The following is a 20,620-nucleotide window of genomic DNA, read 5'->3' on the forward strand; positions in this document are numbered from 1 at the left end:
GGTCATCCGCGTCGCCGTCACCAAGACCCCCGGTCTGCTGGAGTTCAGCCACGACGGCGAGGCCAACTTCATCGTTCACACGATCAATCCGGCGGGGAAGAAGGCGGAGCTCCTGGTCAACACCATCGGCTCCTACGACGGCACCGTGCTGTACAACACCTACGGCGGCAAGGGCACCGCGGCACTGGAGATCAAGGCCGACGGCGCCTGGACCGCCCGGTTCAAGCCGGTGACCACGGCCCGCTGCTGGTGTGCCGGGACCATCCGCGGCGACGGCGACCAGGTGCTCAAGCTCTCCCCCACCCGGGGCCTGCGCACCGTCCGCGCCGCCCACAACGGCGAGGGCAACTTCATCGTCTTCGGCTACACCCGCGTCGGCTCCTACGGTGACCTGCTGTTCAACAAGATCGGCGGCTACAAGGGCAACGCCCTGCTGCCCACCGGCACCCGCCTGATCACCGTCAAGGCCGACGGCCCCTGGACCCTCACCCGCCGCTGACCCGCGAGGCCACACCCCGGGGAGCCAGGGCGGATCGCACCTCAGCCCACGGCGGACCGGCGGCGACAGCAGAGGTACTCGAGACGCCACCGCGACACCCCTTTCTGTCATGCTGACAAAAAGCTACTCTCGTCGTATGACCGACGACCGCTGGGTGCCGCCGCCCGTCCTTCTCACCGTCGACCTTGTGATCTTGACGTTGCGTGAGTCGCGCTTACAGGTGCTGCTCGTCGAGCGCGGTGTCGAGCCGTACAAGGGCGACCTGGCGCTACCCGGCGGTTTTCTTCAGCACCCCGAGGAGGACCTCATCACTGCAGCTCACCGGGAGCTGTCCGAGGAGGCCGACCTGGACGTCGAGACCCTGCGTCTGGAGCAGTCGGGCGTGTACGGCGAGCCCGGCCGTGACCCGCGCGGCCGGGTGGTGTCGGTGGCCTATCTGGCGATCGCGCCGCGCCTGCCGGAGCCGATCGCCGGAACGGACGCGGCCGACGCCAGATGGCAACCGGTCGATCACGTGCTTTCCGGAGATCTGAAGCTCGCCTTCGACCATCGGCGGATCGTCGAGGACGGTGTCGAACGCGCTCGAGTCAAGCTTGAACACTCCGCGCTCGCGACGGCCTTCTGCGGGCCGATCTTCACGATCACCGAGCTTCAGGAGGTGTACGAGGCGGTGTGGGGGATCCCGCTCGATCCCCGCAACTTCTATCGCAAGGTCCAGAAGACCGATGGATTCATCGTCCCGGCCGGTTCGGCGCGGAAGTCCGCGACCGGGCGGCCGGCCCGGCTGTTCAAAGCCGGCCAGTGCGAGGTCTTGTACCCACCGATGGTCCGGCCGTCCGAGTCATCGAACACGAAGGAGCAGTGACGTGAACCGCCCCCCGATCGTGATCCTCACAGCGTTGGACCTGGAGTATCAGGCTGTCCGCGAGAAGCTGGTCGATCCACGTCCGCACTGGCATCCGCAGGGCACCCGCTTCGAGGTCGGCCGGCTCGCGGACGGCCGGTGCCGGGTGGCCCTGGCTCACGTGGGCACGGGCAACCAGGCCGCGGCGGTGCTGGCCGAACGCGCCATCAACGCGTTCAGACCGGCCGCCCTGCTCTTCGTGGGCGTGGCGGGCGCCCTGTACTCCCACATCGCCCTCGGAGACGTGGTGGTGGCGACGCGCGTCTACGCGTACCACGGCGGAACGAGTGAGGACGACGGGCTCAAGAGTCGTCCCCGCGGCTGGGAGATCTCGCACGGCGCCGACCAGATCGCCCGGCACATCGCCCGTAGTGGCTCCTGGAAACGTGGTCTTCCCACCGGCAGCCGGGACTGCGAGGTGCGCTTCGGGCCGATCGCCGCCGGCGAGGTGGTGCTGAATTCTAGGGTTTCCGCGCACGCCCGCTGGATTCGGGAGCACTACAACGACGCACAGGCGATCGAGATGGAGGGCGCCGGTGTGGCGCAGGCCGGGCATCTGAACCGGTCGCTGCCGGTGGTCGTGGTCCGGGGCATCAGCGATTGGGCCGACGGCACCAAGAAGACCACCGATCGCGAGCGGTGGCAGCAACGAGCGGTGGCCAACGCGGCGGCGTTCGCCGTGTCCCTGGCCGAGGAACTGACCGCCGAGGCGCGAGACGACGCTCGGCGCACGACAACGGAGACGAGGGAGCCGGCGATGCCCGAGACGACCAGGAACGTCGCAAAGGGGAACGCGCGGGTGGGAGTGCAGGCCGGCACCGTGTACGGCGGAATCCGGATCACCCCGGAGCCGTCCCCGCCGGTCGATCTGGCGGAGGCGCTCGCCGGTTTCCACACCCGGCTCCAGCGGGCGCGGGCCGCCGGCCACCTGGACGAGGACACCTACGCGGCGGCGGAAGTGGAGCTGGCCGTGGCCGACAAGGCGCTGGAGACGGACACCCCGCAGAGCAGGGGCACGCTGACGCTCGCGCTCAAGAAACTGCGCGGGCTCATCGGCGATGTGGCGGAGCTGGCCGCAGAGCTGGCGATCATCATCGGCCTGGCCCAAGGCTTGTCGTGACGGCGCCAGGCACCTCCACGACGAACATCGCCGAAGATTCCGCGCACATCGGTGTGCAGGCGGGAACGGTCCACGGCGACGTCCACACCTACATGATGTCCGCGGACGCCTCTCCCGAGGAGAAGTTCGAGCTCGGTGTCCGTTTCCTCGACGGTGGTAGGACAGGACGGGCATGGACGCTCATCGACGAAGCCGTCATGAATGGTTACAGCACCGACAGAGCCCATTTCTACCGCCTGCTCGCTCTGGTGAGCGGCAGGACGCGGCGCGAACTGTCCAAGGAGGAGGTCGCCGCGCTTGGGAACGCGCAGAGCAGGCGGCCCGTCACCGGTGACGACGAGTGGGCGGAAGGGCTGACGGTCGTTCACCGCCTGCTGGACTCCGCGCAGCGCCCCGAGGCGGACCTCCGTGTCCTGACGAAGGAGATAGACGCGCTCGGCGCCCGCCAGCACACCTTGATCCTGCGGCACCTGGAGTCGTTCCTTGAGGGACCACTCAAGGACCAGGTGTGGCGACAGGCCTGGACACTGGCCGAAGCGGAGCGAATGGCCGGTAGCCGGGTGGATCGGGTCTGGAAGTTCTTCCAGCCGACTCCGGCCAGGCCTCGGGCCCGCGAACCGCGGCCGGTCGTGATTCCCCCGTCCATCTGGGTCCAGGCGGTGGCGGCGACGGCCGTCTTCGCCGCGGCGACGGTCCACATCGGCTACCTGCTGGTCCAGGCCGGCCGGATCTCCGCGCTCCTCGCCTACCTGCTGAGCGTCATCGGCGGCTTCTTCTGCGCGCGCGACGGCGCGGAGTGGCGCTTCCGCGTCGTACGGCGCCGCGCGAAGGACAAGACGTACGGGACAGCCCGGCAGCGTGAAAGCAACGCGCCACCCGGCGGCTTCGTACGGAATGTGGACCGGCGCTTCGATTACTACTTCGCCAAATATGTTCCACGCGGCGTGGACCGCGAGGTCTGGCTGGCCGCCACGGCGGGGATCCGCAGGAGCATGCGCGACGAGGTGGTCGAGGTCTACCGGGAGACGAGGGTCGGTGCCGAGAGGTTCGCCTGGCTGATCCGGCACCGGGTCGGCGAGGTCAGAGCGCACTGGGAGAAGGGCACGCTCTGGAGCTACCGCGAGGAGCTCGCCACGCCTCCGACGACAAAAGCGGTGGCGGTCCTCGGGTTCGCAGCCCTCGTCGCCGGAGGGATCTGGGCGATGGGCGGCGCGGTGTCGGCCGATCCTCTGAGCGCGGCTCGCTCGGCACTCCTCGTGGCGGCAGGTGGATGGATCGCCGCTCGTGCTTGGCTGCGCATCGTCCTGGAACGTCGGCGGCATGCCGCCGACGCACTCGAATACGAGCAGAACCAGAAGGCCGACGAGGCGGCCTTCACCCGGTGGCGGGCGAAACTGGCCGACAAGCCCGGGGACGGGGAAATGGCCACCTGGCTGGACTGCGACCGGAAAATGCTGCTGAACAAGGCGTTGCGGCACTACCGGCTGAAAATGAGCAACGTCATCGCCCACGCCTTCATCGAAGCGCCCGCCTCGAGTGCACGCGCACGGGTGCGGGGCGGTCCCTGGCGCTACAAGAAGTACCAGCTTCTCCTGTTCCTTCTCACCGCAGACGGAATTCGCCAGCTCACCGCCACACTGGACGTCGAGCGAGGTTCGCTCCACGTCCGGCAGCGGGCCAACTACCGTTTCGAGGTGGTCGCGGCTGTACGGGTGAGCCAGGCGGACGACGGAGGGCGGACCTTCGAGCTCACGCTCGTCAACGGTGAGGATGTCAGGCTCCGGGTGCTGGAACCGGGAATGGAAGAACTCCAGCAGGGAGAGCTCCCCGGAACGGTGTCCGAGGCGACGCTGGACGCCTCCGGCATTCACCACACCCTCCACGTCCTTGAGGGAATCGCCGCAGAAGGAAAGGAGTGGATCCGCAACACCGACGCGAAAGGGGCCGCGTGAGGAACCCCACGACCGCTGCCCGGAGCCCTGCGGCCTGACCACCCGAATGGATCGCGCGTGACGAGGCTCACCCCTCCGGGCTCTGCCGTACGGCCCGCCGCGAGGTGGAGGACCGTCGGTATCCGGACGAGGAGGAACCGATGTCCCGGGAGCGTGCCGCCGTCATGGTCGAGCACCAGGCGCGTGGCTGCGCCGAACTCGGCTCACCGTTGTACGCGTTCCTGCTGGAGCGGGTGGCCCGGGACGTCCGCGAGGGGGGTCCCTGCGCGCGGGCGCTCGCCGGATACGGGGACGCGCCCGGACCCGACGCCGTGGCGCTGCGGCTGCTGGGCGGTGTGCACGCCCTCGCCCCGCGCCGGCGGGGGAAGGGCAAGGCGGCCCGGAAGCTCCGGGCCGCCTTGCCGGAAACCTAGGCGGCCCGCCGTACGGTCACCTGGGTGTGGGCCACAGCGGCGTTGCCCGCCCGGTCCACCACCCGATACGTGATCCTGTACACCCGAGCCGACCCGCCGTCCCGCTCCGCACGCAGCGCGAAGGAGGTGTCGGCCGTGCCGTACGAAGCACCGCGGACGTCGTCCTCCACCCCGGCCGACGAGCTGGTGATCGAGACCAGGGTGACCGTGACGGGACCGGCGTCGGCCGCCTTCAGCGAGATGTCCACCGGCACGAGCTTGTGGTTCGGCGGCCACAACCGGTCGGGGCTGGGCGTGACGGTCAGCGTGGGAGCGATCGTGTCGATCCTGACGGTGACCGATCGGGGCTTCTCGACGTTGCCGGCCCGGTCGACGCTGCGGAAGGTCAGCACGCTCTCCCCCTCGCGGTCCACGCGCACGGGACCGGTGTAGGCCCGCCAGGAATCGTCGCCGAGGCGGTACTCGGTCCGCTCCACGCCGGTGCCCGCGTCGGAGGCGGTCAGTGTCACCTGCACGGGCTGGGAGGCCCAGCCTGAGGGCACCTCGGACGCGGTGGTCACCGGCGCCTCGCCGTCGCCCCCGGGAGCAGTGTGGATCTTGAAGCCGTCGACGATGAAGTAGGAGCCGTCCTTCTTCACTCCCTTGAGCGTGTGCGGCCCCGGTGCCAGGCCGGTCTTGGTGTAGACGACCTTCTGGTACTCGCGGGTCGGGTTCTGGTTGTCGATGGTGGTGTCGAGCTTGCCGTCCAGGTAGAGGTCGACCTTGCCCTCGTCGGAGTTGACCTGGGCGATGTATTCGACGCCGGTGCCGTGGAAGGCCAGCTCGAAGGCGTCCCCGTCGGTCTGGGTGGCGTGCAGGTCGTCGAGGGTGGATCCGGCGCCGCCGCGCTGGTCGTTCTTCCAGTCCCAGCCGGTGCCGGTGTAGGTGACGCCGGAGACGTTGTCGATCGTCTCCACGCCGGCGGCCTTGGTCAGGCTCAAGTCCGTCAGCGCCTGGTTGCGCCAGACCTTCAGCGCCGTCGGCTGTCCGGCGGGAGTGCGGTTGTAGACCTTCCAGAAGCTGTTGCGGTCGCTCACCTTGACGTCGGCGATCTCCCTGATGACGTCGCCGGTGCGCAGCCCCTGCCGCCAGGCGTGGGAGTCGGCGGGCACGGCGGCGAAGAACAGGCCGTCGTAGTCGGTGAGCGCGACGGAGGACTTCACCTCGTCGCTGTGGATCTCGGTGACCGTCGCGCCCATGAGCGGCTCGGCCAGGTTGCCGATCGTCATGCCGGTGTCCGGCTTGCGCCAGGTGAGCGGCGGCGGCGTGGGCGAGCCCGGCTTGCCGAATCCGGTCATCGCGAAGGGCTTGAAGCCCAGCGCCAGAGCCGGGGAGCCGGCCTTGAGGGAGTAGTCGAGCTTGGCCGGATCGGCGTAGGGGCTCGCCCCCTCGAACAGGGGGTCGCCGACGATCGAGCGGGTGTCGAGGCCGCGGGCGCGCCAGGCGTCGGTGATGTCGGCGACGGGCTTGCCGTTGTTCCAGAAGAGGTTGTCGTCGTAGGCGGTCTTGGAGGTGGACGGATCGCTCTGGATGAAGTCGTAGGGGTCGTCGGTGACGAAGATGTTCTTCTCGACGACGTCGCCGTTGTCGGCGTAGGAGACGTGGAAGTGCCCGCCGCCGTTGACGAAGACGTTGCCGCGCACCGTGCGGAAGAAGCCCTCGCGCAGCTTCACCCCGCCGTTGAGCAGGAGGTTACCGGTGACCTCGTAGTTGGATGAGCCGTCGTCGAGGTCGACGTCCCAGTGGGAGGAGTGCCAGATCCGGTTGTGCCGGATCTTCGTGGTCTCCATCGCGTCAAGCTTGGCGTAGTCCTTCTTCACGGCGTCACCGGCGCTCAGGGGCCAGAAGCGGTCGCGGCCCCAGGAGTTGATCGGCCCGTGGTCGGAGGTCTCCTTGACGCAGTCGAAGATGTCGTTGTCCTCGATGACGTGCCCGCCCCAGGTGCCGTCGTTGATGTCGACGCAGGCGCGCGGCCCGTCGTGCACGGTGTTGCCGGAGACCGTGACCCGGCGGCTCATCGAGATCTGCACGCCGGAGGTCTGCTTCTCGAAGCGCCCGTTGCGGGTCAGGTAGTTGCCGGTGATCGTGATGTCGCGCGGGTAGTCCTCGGTCTTCGGGCCCGGCGTGGTGTCGGTGATGGTGCTCCGCATGGCATCCCAGGTGGAGCGCTCCCGGACGGCGTCGTGGGAGCCGATGACCGCGATGTCGCTCGCCCCGGAGTCACGGAAGTCGCCGCCGGAGACGACGTTGCCCTCGGCGTACCCGTCCATGAAGACGGCGTTGCCGCCGACCTGGTCGAAGCGGGCGTCACGGACGGTGATCCCTCTGGTGTTCTTGAGGTAGACCGCACCCGCGCGGGCGATGGCCCAGTCACCCAGCTGCAGTTTCTCGTACGGCCGGCTGAACAGCGTCCGGTGCGTCTGGGTGAAGGTGAATCCGGCGAAGGTGAGGTCGCGCACCGGTGACGCGGGTGAATCGCCCACGACGCGGATGAGCTCCTCCCGCTCGGCCGTCTCGACGCGGACCGCCGCGGGGTCGACGCCGGCGGGAGGCTGGAGGTACAACCTGCCCGCGGCCTTGTCGTAGAACCACTCCCCCGGCGCGTCCAGCTCCTCCAGGACGTTCTCGACCATGCGCTTCTGCGGGTGCAGCCCGCTGCCCCGGTTGTTGTCGCCCACCCACTGCAGCTTCGGGTCGCCGTTGCCGTCGACGCCTGTCACCTTGAAGGAGTTGCCGCCCCATTCGCCCTGGTGCAGTCCGCGCACCAGAGCGGTCGCGGGGTTCTTCCAGCCGGCCACCCGCGACGGGGAGATCGCGTCGGCGGCGTACCCGTTGAGCACCTCGACCTTGGGGTCGAAGTTCGGGTACCTGGCCAGGACCTGCCGCTTGCCGTCCAGGAAGAGTTCGTCGAAGTCGAGGTCCTTGCCGATGTCGGCGACCAGGGTGGCGCCCTGGTGGGTGGTCCAGGCGGGCGCGAGCCTGCGCCCGCCGCTGAGCACGACCTGCTCGCCCGCGGCCGCCTCGTAGGTGGCGCCGGAGTCGGCGGGGGTGAAGGTGAGGGGCTCGGAGAGGTAGTAGACGCCGCCCCGCACCCGCACCCGCAGCGGGCCGGTCGCGGTGGGCAGTGCCTCACGTACGGCGCGCTGGGCGCGCGTGATCGTCCTGAACGGCGCCGCCTCGGTGCCCGCGGCGTCGTCGTCGCCCTGCGGGGCCACATGGAAGACGGTGTCGGCCGCCAGGGCCTCTAGGGGGGTGAGGGCGGTCAGCCCGCTCGCGGCGACGCATGCCGCGAGGAGCAGCCGCCAGGGCTTGCCGTGACGCATAGGGGTCTCCTGTCGTGGATCACCTCATTTTTGACACAGCCCCCTTGTGAAGGCGATCACGCCAAGGTTACGTTTCATCCGATCAATCAACGTCTGGAGCCCCCACATGAGGCGGAAACTGCTCTTAGCTCCCGCTACTAGCCTCCTTATCATCGGATCTATGTTCGCCACGCAGCCTGTCGCGAGTGCCGACACGCCGCCTGCGTACGAGCCCACAGTGGAGTCGCTGAACAGCCATCCGGTGCCCGGGTGGTTCAACGACGACAAGTTCGGCATCTTCATCCACTGGGGCGCCTATTCGGTGCCCGCGTGGGGACCGCGCGGCAGCTACGCCGAGTGGTACGGGAACTACATGAACTCGCCCGGGAGCGCGACGAACGCCCACCACAAGGCCACGTACGGCCAGGACTTCAACTACGACGCCTTCCTGCAGCAGTGGAAGGCGGAGAAGTTCGACGCGGCCGACTGGGTCAAACTGTTCAAGGACGCCGGCGCCAAGTACTTCGTGCTGACCTCCAAGCACCACGAGGGCATGGCCCTGTGGGACAGCAAGACCAGCGGGCGTGACAGCGTCGAGCTCGGACCCGGCCGTGACCTGGCCAAGGAGCTGTTCGACGCGGCGCGCAAGGACGAGGCCAAGCTGAAGGCCGGGTTCTACTACTCGCTCTATGAGTGGCACAACCCCGCCTACACCGGACGGCCGGCGACCAATCCCTACACGGGAGCGGAGATCCCGTACATCGGGGCACCGAGCGGCGGTGACTACGTCAAGGACTACATGCTCCCGCAGATGCGCGAGCTCATCGACGGCTACGACCCCGACATCATCTGGTGCGACGGCCAGTGGGACAAACCGGCCTCCTACTGGAACACCGCCGGAGTGCTCGCCGACTACTACAACAAGGCGCTCAAGAGCGGCAAGGAGGTCGCGGTCGCCAACCGGTGCAAGATCCAGAGCGGCAACCTCGACAGTCCCGAGCTGGACTTCCAGACCCCTGAGTACGCCGTCAAGCCGGACATCGACCCGGTCAAGTGGGAGTCCAGCCGCGGCATCGCGCACTCCTACGGCTACAACCAGAACGAGCCGGAGGAGGACCACCTGACCTCCGACCAGCTCGTGGACTCGCTCGTGGACATCGTCAGCAAGAACGGCAACCTGCTGCTCGACATCGGCCCGAAGGCCGACGGCACGATCCCCGAGATCCAGCGGCAGCGGCTGCTGGACATCGGCGCCTGGCTCAAGGCCAACGGCGAGGCGATCTACGGCACCACGTACTGGAACCGGGCCGAGGAGAAGGGCGGCCCCGACGACGTCCGCTACACGGTGAAGGACGGCACCCTGTACGCCACGGCGCTGAAGTGGCCGGGCGAGCAGCTCACGCTCGGCGCCGACCTGCCGGTGGACCACAGCACCCGCGTCACCATGCTCGGCTCCGGCGCGCGCCTGTCGTGGAGCCGTGACGAGCAGGGCCGCGTCGTGGTGAACACCCCGCAGGAGACCGGGAAGCACGCCTACGTCTTCAAGATCGAGACGCCGGGCGTGCGCAGCCTGCTGCGCACCTCCTCCAGCCTGGCAAAGGAGATCGCCCCCGGTCAGACGATCAGCGGCGAGCTCACGGTCACCAACCCGGGCAAGCGGCACACCCCGGCCACCCAGCTCTCCCTCACCGTGCCGCAGGGCTGGACGGCCACGCTCGGGGCGCCCCGCGTGCGCCCGCTCGGTCCCGGTGAGAGCGTGAAGGTGCCGCTCAGCGTGAGCGCCCCCGCGGGTGTAGCGCCGGGCCCCCACACTCTGGGCCTGCACCAGCGCACCGGGCGCATGGGGACGACCACCGCCCTGCCCCTGGCGGTCGACCGGCCCAACCTCTCGCTCGGCAAGCCGGCCACGCAGAAGAGCACCGGCTACGACGCGCCGGCCTCCCGGGCCGTCGACGGCAACACCGACGGCAACTGGGGCTCCGGAACGACGACGCACACCGCCGAGCCGGAGAAGCAGGCCTGGTGGCAGGTCGATCTCGGCACCTCGGCCGCGCTGGACAGCGTGGACGTCTGGAACCGGCTCGACTGCTGCGCCGACCGGCTGAACGACTTCTGGGTGATGGCCTCCGACCAGCCGTTCACCACCGACGACCTGGACCAGGCCCGCACCGCGCCCGGCGTGACCGCCGTGCACGTCGGCGAGCAGGCCGGCTCGCCGAGCAAGGTCAAGCTGCCCGAGGGCACCAGGGGCAGGTACGTCAGGGTCCAGCTCGCCTCGCCGTCCAACCCGCTGTCCCTGGCCGAGGTCCAGGTCAGAGGCTAGGCGTGTTGACCAGGAGCGTTGTCGACAGCAGGGCTTGATCTACAGCGAAGACCTCCGGTGAGGCGAAGGCGTCGAGTCTTCACCTCACCGGAGGTCTTCGTGTCCCGCCGCAACGCCCGGCTGCCCGTGTACGGCAGGCGCCCGCGCGGCCTCCAGTCCTTGAGGGGTCACCCTCCCTCACCTCCGCAGCAGGTGACATACCGTCTCCTACCCGGGGTAACCAAGCCCTATCTGGATCGGCCGGCGAGTGAATGCCGGAACCGGCCGCACGTGACGCGATTCACCCCGCTCGCCCCTGCCGCACACGACGGCACAGGTGAAAGATCGTCGGTACCCGGACGAGGAGGAACCGATGTCCCAGGAACGTGCCGCCGTCATGGTCGAGCACCAGGCGCGCGGCTGCGCCGAACTCGGCTCACCGTTGTACGCGTTCCTGCTGGAGCGGGTGGCCCGGGACGTCCGCGAGGGGGGTCCCTGCGCGCAGGCACTCGCCGGATACGGGGACGCGCCCGGACCCGACGCCGTGGCGCTGCGGCTGCTGGGCGGCGTGCACGCCCTCGCCCTCACCGGCCGCGCGCCCGACCTGGCCGCCTGCTACCCCAGCACGGGCGGTGTCTTCGACCCGGACCGACCGGAGCCCTGCTGGCAGGCCTTCCGAGCCGCCGTCGCCACCGGGATGGAGTGGGTCCGTGACTGGATGACCCGGCCGCCGCAGACCAACGAGGTCGGCCGGGCCAATCTCCTGATCGCCGGACTGCTGCGGGCCTCGCGGACCTGGCCGTCGCCGGTCAGGCTGCTGGAGCTGGGCTCCAGCGCCGGGCTCAACCTGCGCGCCGACCGGTTCCGCTACGTCTCCGAGGGCTTCGCCTGGGGTCCGGCCGACTCGCCGGTCCTGCTGGAGGACGCCTGGCGGGGTGCCCCGCCCGCCTGGCTGGCCGGAGCCGCCGCCGGGCAGCCGGACCTGGAGATCGTCGAACGGCGCGGCTGTGACCTGACGCCCATCGACCCGCTGTCCCCAGAGGGCGCGCTTGCCCTGCGGGCATACGTCTGGCCGGACCAGACCGCCCGCGCCGCGCGGCTGGACGGCGCCCTGCGGGTGGCCGCCCGGGTGCCGGCCGAGGTCGACGCCGTCGGCGCGGCCGACTTCCTGGCGGATGTCCGGCCGGAGCCGGGCACGCTCACCGTGGTCTGGCACTCGATCATGCGCCAGTACGTCCCGGCCGCCGAGTGGGCGCGGGTGGAGCGGGAGCTGGACCGGCTGGCGGAGGCCGCCACGGCGGAGGCGGGCTTCGCCCATGTCTCCTTCGAGCCGCGCAGGGTCGGCGAGCGGCACCGCTTCCGGCTGGCCGTACGGCTCGGCGGAGCGGCCGAGGAAGTCCTGGCGGAGGCGCCCCCGCACGGCCTCCCGGCCCGCGAGGTCACCACCGCCTGACAGCAGCCCGCTCACCTCCGGCTCCCGCGCCGTGCCCGCGAGCCGTCCGTCGAACCGGCGCCGCAGATTACCGGTGAATCATGTGCTCCAGGCGGTGAGGAGTTCGGTTTGCCCGGCGGGTCGTGGAGGGTTCCGGCAATGCGGGTGAGGGCGGTGGTGCCTTCGGTTTAGACCGTGTCCTACATAGTGAGTTTGAGATGTCGCTTATGGCAGGTCATGGCTGCAGCGAGGGTGAGAAAGGCCAGGTAGGCGTAGGGGTGACGCTCGTAACGGGGTGACAGGCGCCGGTAGCCGAACAGCCAGGAGATAGTTCGTTCGATCACCCGGCGATGGCGGCCCAGTCGCTGGCTGGACTCGACGCCCTTGCGGGCGATACGCACCCCGATGCGCTTGCCGCGCAGACATCGCCGCAGCTCAGGATGGTCATAGGCCTTGTCGGCGTGGAGCTTGCCGATCTTGGGATACCGGCCCTGCACAGGGCTGTGTCTCAATTGGAGGGCGAGCACCATCGGCTTCAACCAGCGGCTGTCGTGGACGTTGGCCGCGGACAGGCCGACGACCAGAGGCAGTCCGGCCGCGTCCGACAGGCCGTGCAGCCTGGAACCGGGCTTACCCCGGTCCACGGGCGAAGGACCTGTGTGTTCGCCCCCTTTCTGGCGCGCACATGCGCCGAGTCGAGCACCACGCGCGACACATCCAGCAGGCCATCACCGGCCAACCGGTCCAGGACGGCCTGGTGCAACCGCTCCCACACCCCGGCACACGACCAGATCAAGAACCGGCGATGCACAGTGGACTTCGAGGCTCCGAAACACGGCGGCAGCGCCCGCCAGGAGCATCCGCTGACCAGCACGTAGACGATCGCGGCGAACACCGCCTCATCAGCGACACCGACGATCCCGCCGCCCTGCGGGCGCACCCGGGGCACCGGCAGCAACGGCCGCGCGATCTCCCACAACCCCGCTGGGACGATCCAGTCCCATTGCCCGCCGTCCATGGTGAGTTCAACGACTCACCCACCATGTAGGACACGCTGTTAGGTGCCGCGAAAAATGATGCACAGCGGGTTGGTGGTGATGCGGACCCCGGCCCCTGCAGCGTTGAGGTGGTGGTCGAGACCGGTGTTGATGACCTGGGCGAGGAGTCCGCCCTTGCTGGGCCGGACTGACGGTAGCACGCCGTTCGGCCAGGGCTGGGGCGGAACTTCACGGGTATTCCGCGGCCGGCAGGCAGCGGGGGCGCCACCCCGGTCAGCATTCTCGGGCAGCTGAGGCCTGTTCCATATGGGTTGGTTCGCGCAGGCTCTGCCTCTATCGCAGCGACGGCCATTATCTATCTAACGGGAGATCAGAGCTCAACGGGCATTGCGAGGCGGGTATGGATACCGCTAAGCCATGCGTCGTCGATCTCTCTGCCGGTCATCCTTCCGATGAGCGTCAGGGCCGAGGTGACGCAGGTCGCCACGGCCGGGTCATATCCATTAAGTGACATCTCGTAGAAGTCCCACCACCCTTCCGGCAGAACCAGATCCGCATCCGATTGTTCGCTGAGCGGGGAGGATTCCGCCCATTCGGCGAAGGCCATCCATTCGGACGGCAGGTCCGGATCTGTTTTCCAGCTCGTGTCCTCAAGGTCAAACCGCAGGCCAGCCGCGTAGGAGTCGAGCGCGCCGGGAGCCTTGCCCCACCGTTCGCCGGGGACGGTGACACTGAAGACGGTGGTCTCCTCCCCATCCACCGAATAAACGAGATCGGCAATGCCGTTCAGTCCCCAGCCCATCCGCATGGCCTGTCCTCCGCGAGCAGACAGGTCCGTCAAGGCGTAACTGCATTCACGCCCTTGAGCTTCGATGATCTGGATCCAGTCGTTGTTCAACCGATCGGCCCAGATCACCGCCGTCCCGTCACCGTACGAGAGCCCGTCTATCAACTCGATCAGACCGCAGCGCTGCGCGCTGCGGAGATCCGCGCCCAGGCGGCGCCCGATCTCTGGAAGATCAATACCCTCCACCCACACGGCTCGGAATTCTACTGTCATTCCGTATTTCCAGAGGAGGTGCCAAAGGCGTTCCGACGGCCGCATTCTCTTCCTTTCGATATATGAAGTGATGCCGCCGGGCCAGGATGATAATATCCGGCCCGGCGGCGCATGATCCACTATTTGATCAACAACCAGAACGGGTCACCGGCTAGAACTCGATATCGCGAGTAGAAAACGTTGAGGTCCGTCCCAGCCGCCTCATTCTGCTTATGATTGAGCGCCAGTATCGAGAAGTTGTCGGCCCCGTTCTGCGGATGAACGTAGGCCGCACCTTCTTCGGTTGACGCGAAGGGGAACTCGTCGCAGTCCTCCAGATTCAACTCGTTCGTCTCCCCGTTCTTCCTGGTTCGACGATCTTCAAAGAACTCTTTGCAGATCTCGTTCTTTCGGTCCACATTTGCCTTGTATTTGACGGTCGGCTTTGTGCCGACATGGGTCTGGATTCGATGCAGCGATTCCCGCAGCGGCTTCTCGCGAGGCGTGCCGTTCGCATAGCGCCCCCAGTTTCCCGGAATAATCTTCCCTGCCTTCAAGGGCACGGTGTTCTGCGGGGTGGTGAAGGCCAAGTTGATGTGCTGAGCGACGGCGCCGACCTCCAGATCGAGAGTGGCCATCTCGTAGATACGGCTCGCTCCGGAGATGATACATCCACCCTTGTTGTTCCACATCGGAAGGTTGTCGCACTTGACCGCCGGGGAGTTCAGCCGCTTGGCCATGGAATCAGAGGTGCCGCCCGAAACCGTGCCGGGAGGACCCCATAATGCGACGGACTGGGGATCGATACCTGGCGTGGGGTCGTCGAACGTGATCCATGGACGGATCGTGCAGCTACTGACCCTCTCCGCGTGCGACTGGAGAACGAATTCATCTCTGGAGTCTGCCAGCCACTGGGAGATTCTGTTGTCACGCCTCAACGTGCCCTGATAGCCCGATCCTGAGGTCAGTGTGCACGCGTTGGTGCCGCCCTGCACATCCACGCGCAGGCCGAGGACTCTGTCCAGGTCGTCATCTTCGAACTTGCCGCTGCAGCCGGTCAGCAGGCACTCGAACCAGTCGGCGACACCCTCGTCCGCGCCGCCATCGAGATCGTCAATCTTAGTGAAGACCTTGATGCTGCGCGGTCCCAGTGATCCTCCGCCAACGATTCCCGTACCGGTCGAGGTGCCCAGGTACGTATTGATTACAACTGTTGCGTCGAAGTGGAGCTGGCCGTCAGTCTCCATTTTGACTCTCTCATAGCGAGTACCGGTCGAAGTTTTGACGGTTTTCTTATCCATTTCGAACATCATGAAATATTCATGGCGACTCCAGCACGCACTGTAGGGAGTAGCCCGGTCCCAGGCGCGGGATTTGAATCCGGTTCCTGTCCGCGCGTCGCGTTCCGCTTCACAGGCTTCGAGGGACATGTGCTTGTAGTCAAATGCCCCTGTGGCCAGCGCCTCTGTCTGGGCAGGCGACGTCGGCTCGGCAAAGGGCTGGAATGCGACCCCAACCAAGTTCGTGATCTGGTCGGCGGAGAGTGGGCGCTGATAGACCCGGGCATCGTCGAGGTCGCCGCGCATGCTGGTGCCCAGCGTCATGGCGGTGTCGGCGTTCCATGTGGAGAAACTGACCGGTCCGGTTTTGATCGGACTGCCGTTGAGGTAGAGCGTCGCGGTCTTGGCTGTGGCGTTGTACACGCCGGCGAGGTGGAACCATTCATTGACCGGCGGTTCGACGTCGGACAACACGCCCTCGGTCGTCGCATCGGCGATGTCGGCGCTGGTGAAGGTGAATACCAGCCCGCGGTCCGGGGTGTTGCCGAGGCGGAACGGCGCCTGGTGGGTGCCCTTCTGCTCGACAACCGTGTAGTTGCCGTCCTTGTCGCTCCACTTCAGCCAGGCGGCGACGGTGAAGCTCTGATCGGTGCGGATCACCGGCCCGGCGGTCCGCGCGAGTGGTTCCTCGCCCGGCTGGACGACGTCGATCGTGACCTGCTGCCAGTCCGGCCAGGCTGAGGACAGCGGCCCAGCGACGGCGCGGGCGCGCCAGCGCACCTTCCAGCCGTCGGTCAGCTTCCCGGCCGGTACGGCGATGCTCGCCTGGGTGCCGGAGGCGATGTTGTCGACGGCTCCGGTCCAGATCTGGCCGGTGCCCTGCCCGGTCACGGCCGGGTCGTGCTCGATCTCGTACTCGGCTCGCAGGCTGCCGCCGGCCGGGTCGCTCACCTGGGCCAGCAGATTGGGGGTGAGACTGGAGGTGACGGTGGTGCCGTCCACCACCGTCGAAGGGGTGACCTGCAACGCGCCCACGGTCGGCTCAGAGATCGGGCCGGGCACGTCGATGGTGGCCATCTGCCAGGCCGACCACGCAGAAGTGGTCGACGCGGCGGTGTTGGCCGCGCGGGCCCGCCAGCGCACCTTCCACCCGTCGGTCAGCTTCCCGGCCGGGACGGCCGCCGTGGCCTGGGTGCCGGATGTCACCGCGGCGGAGGCGCCAACCCAGATCTGGCCGGTCCCTTGGCCGGTGGCGGCCGGGTCGTGCTCGATCTCGAACTGGCCGGTCAGGGTGCCGCCGATGGTGTCGGTGACGGTGGCGGTCAGTTGCGGGGTGAGCGAGGTGACCATCGTGGTGCCGGCCACGACCTGGGCCGGGGTGACGGTCAGGGCGCTGATCGCCGGCGCGGAGGCCGGGCCGGTGGTGGTGACGGTCAGCTTGGGCGGGGTGGCGAAGTCGGTGTCCTCGGAGGAGGTGAACACCCGGTAGTTGTCGACGTTGGTCTCGGTCGGCGACTGCAGCACCACGCCGTGGTTGGCCGCGCCGCCGGCCCAGTCCTGGGCGATGCCGGTGACGTTCCAGTCCATCGAGCCGGGCCAGGTGGCGCAGTCCTGGTTGATCGCCGCCTTGTTGATCTGGGCGTCCTCGGTGGTGGAGGCCGGCTTGTTGGTCCAGGACAGGTTGTTCTCATCCCAGGCGCCGGTCAGGCGGCGCACCTGGATGCCAGCGCCGACCGCGGCGCCGCAGCTGGGCGCGTCGATGTTGTTCAGCGACAGCTTGGCGTCGCTCACCGTGGCGCCGGTCAGGGCGGCGGTGTCGAAGCGTAGATGCACCCGGAGCTTCCGGCTGCCGGTCTGAGTGCCGGCCATCAGGAACGCCTCGGTCGGGTCGGTCGGCAAGTCGACGTCAGTAGAGACCTGCACGTCGTGGTTGAACGGCAGCGTGGTGGTCGGATCCACCCGCACCGGATACGTGGTGGCCGGGTCGGACAGGAAGGCGTGGTCGGGCTTGAGCACCAACTCGGTGTGACCGTCCCTGGTCACCACATCGGTGGCGATCTTCGCGTGCCTGGCCTGCGGCAGGCGACCCCTGGCCAGGCGAGCCCCGGCGGAGGCGTCCCACATCACCGGCTGCGGCGCGGATGCCACCAGCTTCTTGCCCTTACCGCCGGTGAGCAACAGGCGCCCGCCCTTGTCCTCAGTCAAGATCAGCCCGCCGGTCTCCACCCCGATCCGCAGCTCCAGCGGCCTGGCGGGCCGCTCGCGCAGCACCACATCGTGCCGGAACCCGGTCGGCAACACGGTCACGACCAGGTCCGCGCCGCGTCCAGCGGCGTCGGTGAACGTGGCCACATTCTTGCTAAGAGTCGGCTTGGGAAGCACAGTCGGCCATCGCAGCGCATACGACTGCCCATCGGCGGTCATCTTCACGAACGCGTCAGTACCACCAGTAGAAACCTCCACTGCGGCACCATGCGCGAGCGTCTTCGGCTTCAGCACCCCTCCCTGCGCTGCCAGCGAGGCATCGATTGGCACCCACCTGTCGCCCTGCCTGGCCCGCACCGGACCAGCGGCAACCTCGGTCGTGAACGTCTTCCCGTCAGGCTGGGCATAAGTGATGCTGGTCTCAGAGGTCTCGCCCGTGACTTCGGCGGGCCTGCCAGTCTTGACGGCCTCCTGCGATGCGGTGGCTCGCAGCTGGGAAGGCGGGGTGTTCGACAGTGCGTTGCCGGTCCTTCCGGCAACCCACGTCGCAGTGTCGTTCAGCGTCGCGTCATGATCATTACCTGACGAGTCGGCGGCGTTACGGTTTGCGCCTTCGTCGAGCGGCCAGTGCGCAGCGATGCCACCTGCGGTGGTGAAGGACCAAGGATATGGATCCATAAGATTACCGGAACCGTCCTCCGCCTCGCTGGCCTCGGCGGTGTACCGGAGCCCTGGAGATAGCGGTTCATTTGGAGTAAACGTGACGGCTTTGCCAGTGGTGTCTATTGTCGAAGTGCCCTCGACCGCTGTACCAGCAGGATCTTTAAGGGAGACCTGCACGCCCGTCACCGGCTCATTAAAAGTTACTCTTACCGTGGTGCCAACCGCGACCTCCACTGCCTTGTCCGGCGGACTGACCTCAATGACCTTCGGCGCGAACTCATCCATCTCAGGATCGACGGTGGTCCAGTCTTCACCTTCAAGAGGTTGCCGGTTTTCCGACTCGACTGGATACGGGTCACCACCTTGCTCGTCTAGTTGCAGCAACTCGTTTTCAGTGACGGCTGGAAGGACCGGGACACTTTCCTCGGTCTCCTGGGAGAGAGTCAACGCCTCTGCGTATGACGGTGCCGTCGTCCGTTCCGGGCCGCTTTCCGAGAAGTGGACGAGGGCCTTCTCAGCAGGGGTGTAGTCGATGAAGAGGATGGGGGCATGGTTGGGCTCGTGATTCCAGCTTCCTCCTTCCTTCGAGCGGTAGCGGCGCCAGTTGGTGGCATCGGACTCGCTCGTGGCACGGAGCTGGAACCCGTAGTCAGGGTCGAGCTTGCCAGCCCAGCTCCGGACGATGTCCTCAACGGAGTAGAGCAGCTCGCCTTCACCCCAGGAGCAGTTACTGCTGTAAGCAGCGGGGTTGACCACCTGATACTCGGTGGTGGTGGATGGCTGATTGTTCCACGTCAGGTTGTAGACATCCCAGGGTGTGGTAATCCGGCGGGCGACGATACCGGAGCCGACCTGTGATCCGCAGGTGTTAGACAGGTAGTTCCACAGCATCAGATCGGCGTTGTAGATCTCTGCGTTCTCCAGCTCAGGAACAGCCACGTTGAACTTCAGATAGGTACGCCAGGTGACGGCTCCGCCGTTGGATTTACCGACCAGCGTCCGGTCCAGATCGCTGTTGTACCAGCCGTCCTGATAGTCCAGGCTGTTGACGAAGGTGTCATCGGCCAGCGCAGCACCTACCCACGCCGAGGAGGCGGCGTTCATGGTGACTGGATAGGTCACCGCGGGGTCGGCCAGGAACGCCGGATCGGGGGTGAACACCAGAGCCGAGCCGTCCTGCTCCACGCTGACGGGCGCCTTGCCGACCTTGCCGGCGTCGATCGGCCCGTTCGGGTCGGCGGCGACGGCGTCCAGCACCAGCGCCGGCCGGACCTCGGCGACCGTCTTCTTGCCGTCCTCGGCCAGCAGGATCGGCTGCCCAGTGGCGTTCGTGCCGTAGGACATGCTCTTGGGCAGGTCCACCGGCAGGCGGAAGGTCATCGGACCGCTCGGCCGCTCCCGGATCACGATCCGCTGGCGGAAACCCGTCGCCGTCGCGGTGACGACCAGGTCCACGCCCTCGCCGTAGACGGACGGGTAGGTGGCGGTGCTCCCGGTCAGCTTGGGCTCGGGCAGCTTGCCAGGAGCGGCGATCTCCGCAGTGCCCCGCTCGGTCTTGCTCTTCAGCAAGACGGTGTTCTCGCCCGCGGACAGGGTCAGGTCGCCCTTGACGGCCTTGGGCTTGATGACGCCGTTCTTTTCAACCAGGGTGGTGTCGATCGGCGTGAAGCCCTCGCCCTTGGCTTTCTTGACCCGGATGGGTTGGGTGTGTAGTTCCATCCGCAGGGTTTTGCCGTCGGGGTTGGCGAAGACCGTCGTGCTTTCGGTCTTCCGGGAGGGGATCTCCACCCGCTTGCCGCTTTCGTGGGCTTTTTTCTTGGCGGCTTCCACCACCTTGTCCACGACCGGCGTGCCGCCCTTCGGTGCGGGGGCCGACTGGGTTGGGGCAGGGGGTGATGGCGGCTCTTGCTGGGCCCATGACGGTGCCGCAGCCAGGCTGATGACCACCGTCGCGGCCATTGTGGCGGCGGTGGCGTTCGCAAGCCGATGTCTGTGCCGCCTGCCGTTGGAGGGGGAAGGCGATCGCCCTCCTCTTCCTGTTGTCAAGATCACTCAAGTCTCCTGCATGCACGCGAGTGACCCGCACGATCATGCGGGCCATTCGAACAAGAATTCGGCATGCGGGACATTACTTGCAAAGTCGACTTAAAGAAAGATAGATCATCAACTTTGTTGATCATGAACGAAGATTGAACCCGGAGGGATCAATATCTGCCAAACGGGTCGGCTACAATCTGCGACCGAGCCGAATGACGGGTTGAATAGCAGCGAAATGAAACCTGCTGGCCTTCCTTTCTTTTAAGTCGCTGGCTGTTTACAGTCCAACCTCGAAACCGTGTCACATGAGTGCCATTAGGTGTGGCGGCGGCCGCGCCCCCAGCGCAGGCATTCGGCGGGGCGATGGCGGCAGCCCGTCCTCGCGTGCGAGGAACCCGAGTTGGCTCAGGCATTTGTGGATCATGGTTGGGTTCA

General features: G+C 67.3%; 11 protein-coding genes and 1 pseudogene. 7 read left to right on the top strand and 5 right to left on the bottom strand.

Going from position 1 to position 20,620, the window contains the following annotated elements; genetic code table 11:
- The 5 genes and pseudogenes from CA984_RS46020 to CA984_RS11550 form a co-directional block, all read left to right on the top strand.
- A pseudogene (locus tag CA984_RS46020) lies at window positions 1-499 on the top strand (hypothetical protein); the annotation flags it as partial.
- Window positions 500-635: 136 nt separating this feature from the next.
- Entirely contained in the window at window positions 636-1,364 is a 729-nt protein-coding gene (locus CA984_RS11535) for an NUDIX hydrolase (protein WP_086571125.1), read from the top strand.
- 1 nt (window position 1,365) lies between these two features.
- Window positions 1,366-2,523: a 5'-methylthioadenosine/S-adenosylhomocysteine nucleosidase family protein gene (locus CA984_RS11540; protein WP_086571126.1), complete on the top strand. Its 1,158-nt coding sequence runs from the start codon at window positions 1,366-1,368 to the stop codon at window positions 2,521-2,523.
- Entirely contained in the window at window positions 2,520-4,475 is a 1,956-nt protein-coding gene (locus CA984_RS11545; RefSeq protein WP_207620822.1) for a hypothetical protein, read from the top strand. The genes CA984_RS11540 and CA984_RS11545 overlap by 4 nt, the downstream gene beginning before the upstream one ends.
- Window positions 4,476-4,615: 140 nt before the next feature.
- The gene (locus tag CA984_RS11550; RefSeq protein WP_086571129.1) at window positions 4,616-4,888 is read left to right on the top strand and encodes a DUF2332 family protein; all 273 of its coding nucleotides are present in this window, start codon (window positions 4,616-4,618) and stop codon (window positions 4,886-4,888) included.
- Here the strand turns inward: CA984_RS11550 and CA984_RS11555 are convergent.
- Window positions 4,885-8,250, bottom strand: a complete 3,366-nt coding sequence (locus tag CA984_RS11555) for a PDZ domain-containing protein (protein WP_086571131.1) — start codon at window positions 8,248-8,250, stop codon at window positions 4,885-4,887. The two genes, CA984_RS11550 and CA984_RS11555, sit on opposite strands and share 4 nt — an antisense overlap.
- A 160-nt stretch (window positions 8,251-8,410) precedes the next feature.
- Here CA984_RS11555 and CA984_RS11560 point away from each other — a divergent pair, with 160 nt between their 5' ends.
- The gene (locus CA984_RS11560) at window positions 8,411-10,552 is read left to right on the top strand and encodes an alpha-L-fucosidase (RefSeq protein WP_086571133.1); all 2,142 of its coding nucleotides are present in this window, start codon (window positions 8,411-8,413) and stop codon (window positions 10,550-10,552) included.
- 352 nt (window positions 10,553-10,904) lie between these two features.
- Window positions 10,905-11,984, top strand: coding sequence for a DUF2332 domain-containing protein (locus CA984_RS11565; RefSeq protein WP_086571135.1), 1,080 nt, complete (start codon window positions 10,905-10,907; stop codon window positions 11,982-11,984).
- Between the two features lie 179 nt (window positions 11,985-12,163).
- Here CA984_RS11565 and CA984_RS11570 read toward each other — a convergent pair.
- From CA984_RS11570 to CA984_RS11580, 4 genes are all read right to left on the bottom strand, one after another.
- A protein-coding gene (locus tag CA984_RS11570) for an IS5 family transposase (protein ID WP_423229299.1) occupies window positions 12,164-12,981 on the bottom strand; the annotation gives its coding sequence in 2 pieces (ribosomal slippage) (window positions 12,164-12,631 and window positions 12,634-12,981; 816 coding nt in all).
- A 39-nt stretch (window positions 12,982-13,020) separates the two neighbouring features.
- Window positions 13,021-13,161: a hypothetical protein gene (locus CA984_RS46025; protein WP_165781208.1), complete on the bottom strand. Its 141-nt coding sequence runs from the start codon at window positions 13,159-13,161 to the stop codon at window positions 13,021-13,023.
- A 170-nt stretch (window positions 13,162-13,331) separates the two neighbouring features.
- On the bottom strand, window positions 13,332-14,000 hold the full coding sequence (locus tag CA984_RS11575) for a hypothetical protein (protein WP_086571137.1): 669 nt from the start codon (window positions 13,998-14,000) through the stop codon (window positions 13,332-13,334).
- A 140-nt stretch (window positions 14,001-14,140) separates the two neighbouring features.
- Window positions 14,141-19,990, bottom strand: coding sequence for a DNRLRE domain-containing protein (locus CA984_RS11580; protein ID WP_165781209.1), 5,850 nt, complete (start codon window positions 19,988-19,990; stop codon window positions 14,141-14,143).
- Window positions 19,991-20,620: the final 630 nt, after the last annotated feature.

This window comes from Streptosporangium minutum (genome assembly GCF_002149035.1).
Lineage (GTDB): Bacteria > Actinomycetota > Actinomycetes > Streptosporangiales > Streptosporangiaceae > Streptosporangium > Streptosporangium minutum.

What these genes read in the sequence shown, in the direction of transcription:
- CA984_RS11535 (WP_086571125.1), top strand. Translation starts at nt 636, where the DNA reads ATGACCGACGACCGCTGGGTGCCGCCGCCCGTCCTTCTCACCGTCGAC.
- CA984_RS11550 (WP_086571129.1), top strand. Translation starts at nt 4,616, where the DNA reads ATGTCCCGGGAGCGTGCCGCCGTCATGGTCGAGCACCAGGCGCGTGGC.
- CA984_RS11555 (WP_086571131.1), bottom strand. Translation starts at nt 8,250, where the DNA reads ATGCGTCACGGCAAGCCCTGGCGGCTGCTCCTCGCGGCATGCGTCGCC.
- CA984_RS11565 (WP_086571135.1), top strand. Translation starts at nt 10,905, where the DNA reads ATGTCCCAGGAACGTGCCGCCGTCATGGTCGAGCACCAGGCGCGCGGC.
- CA984_RS11560 (WP_086571133.1), top strand. Translation starts at nt 8,411, where the DNA reads ATGTTCGCCACGCAGCCTGTCGCGAGTGCCGACACGCCGCCTGCGTAC.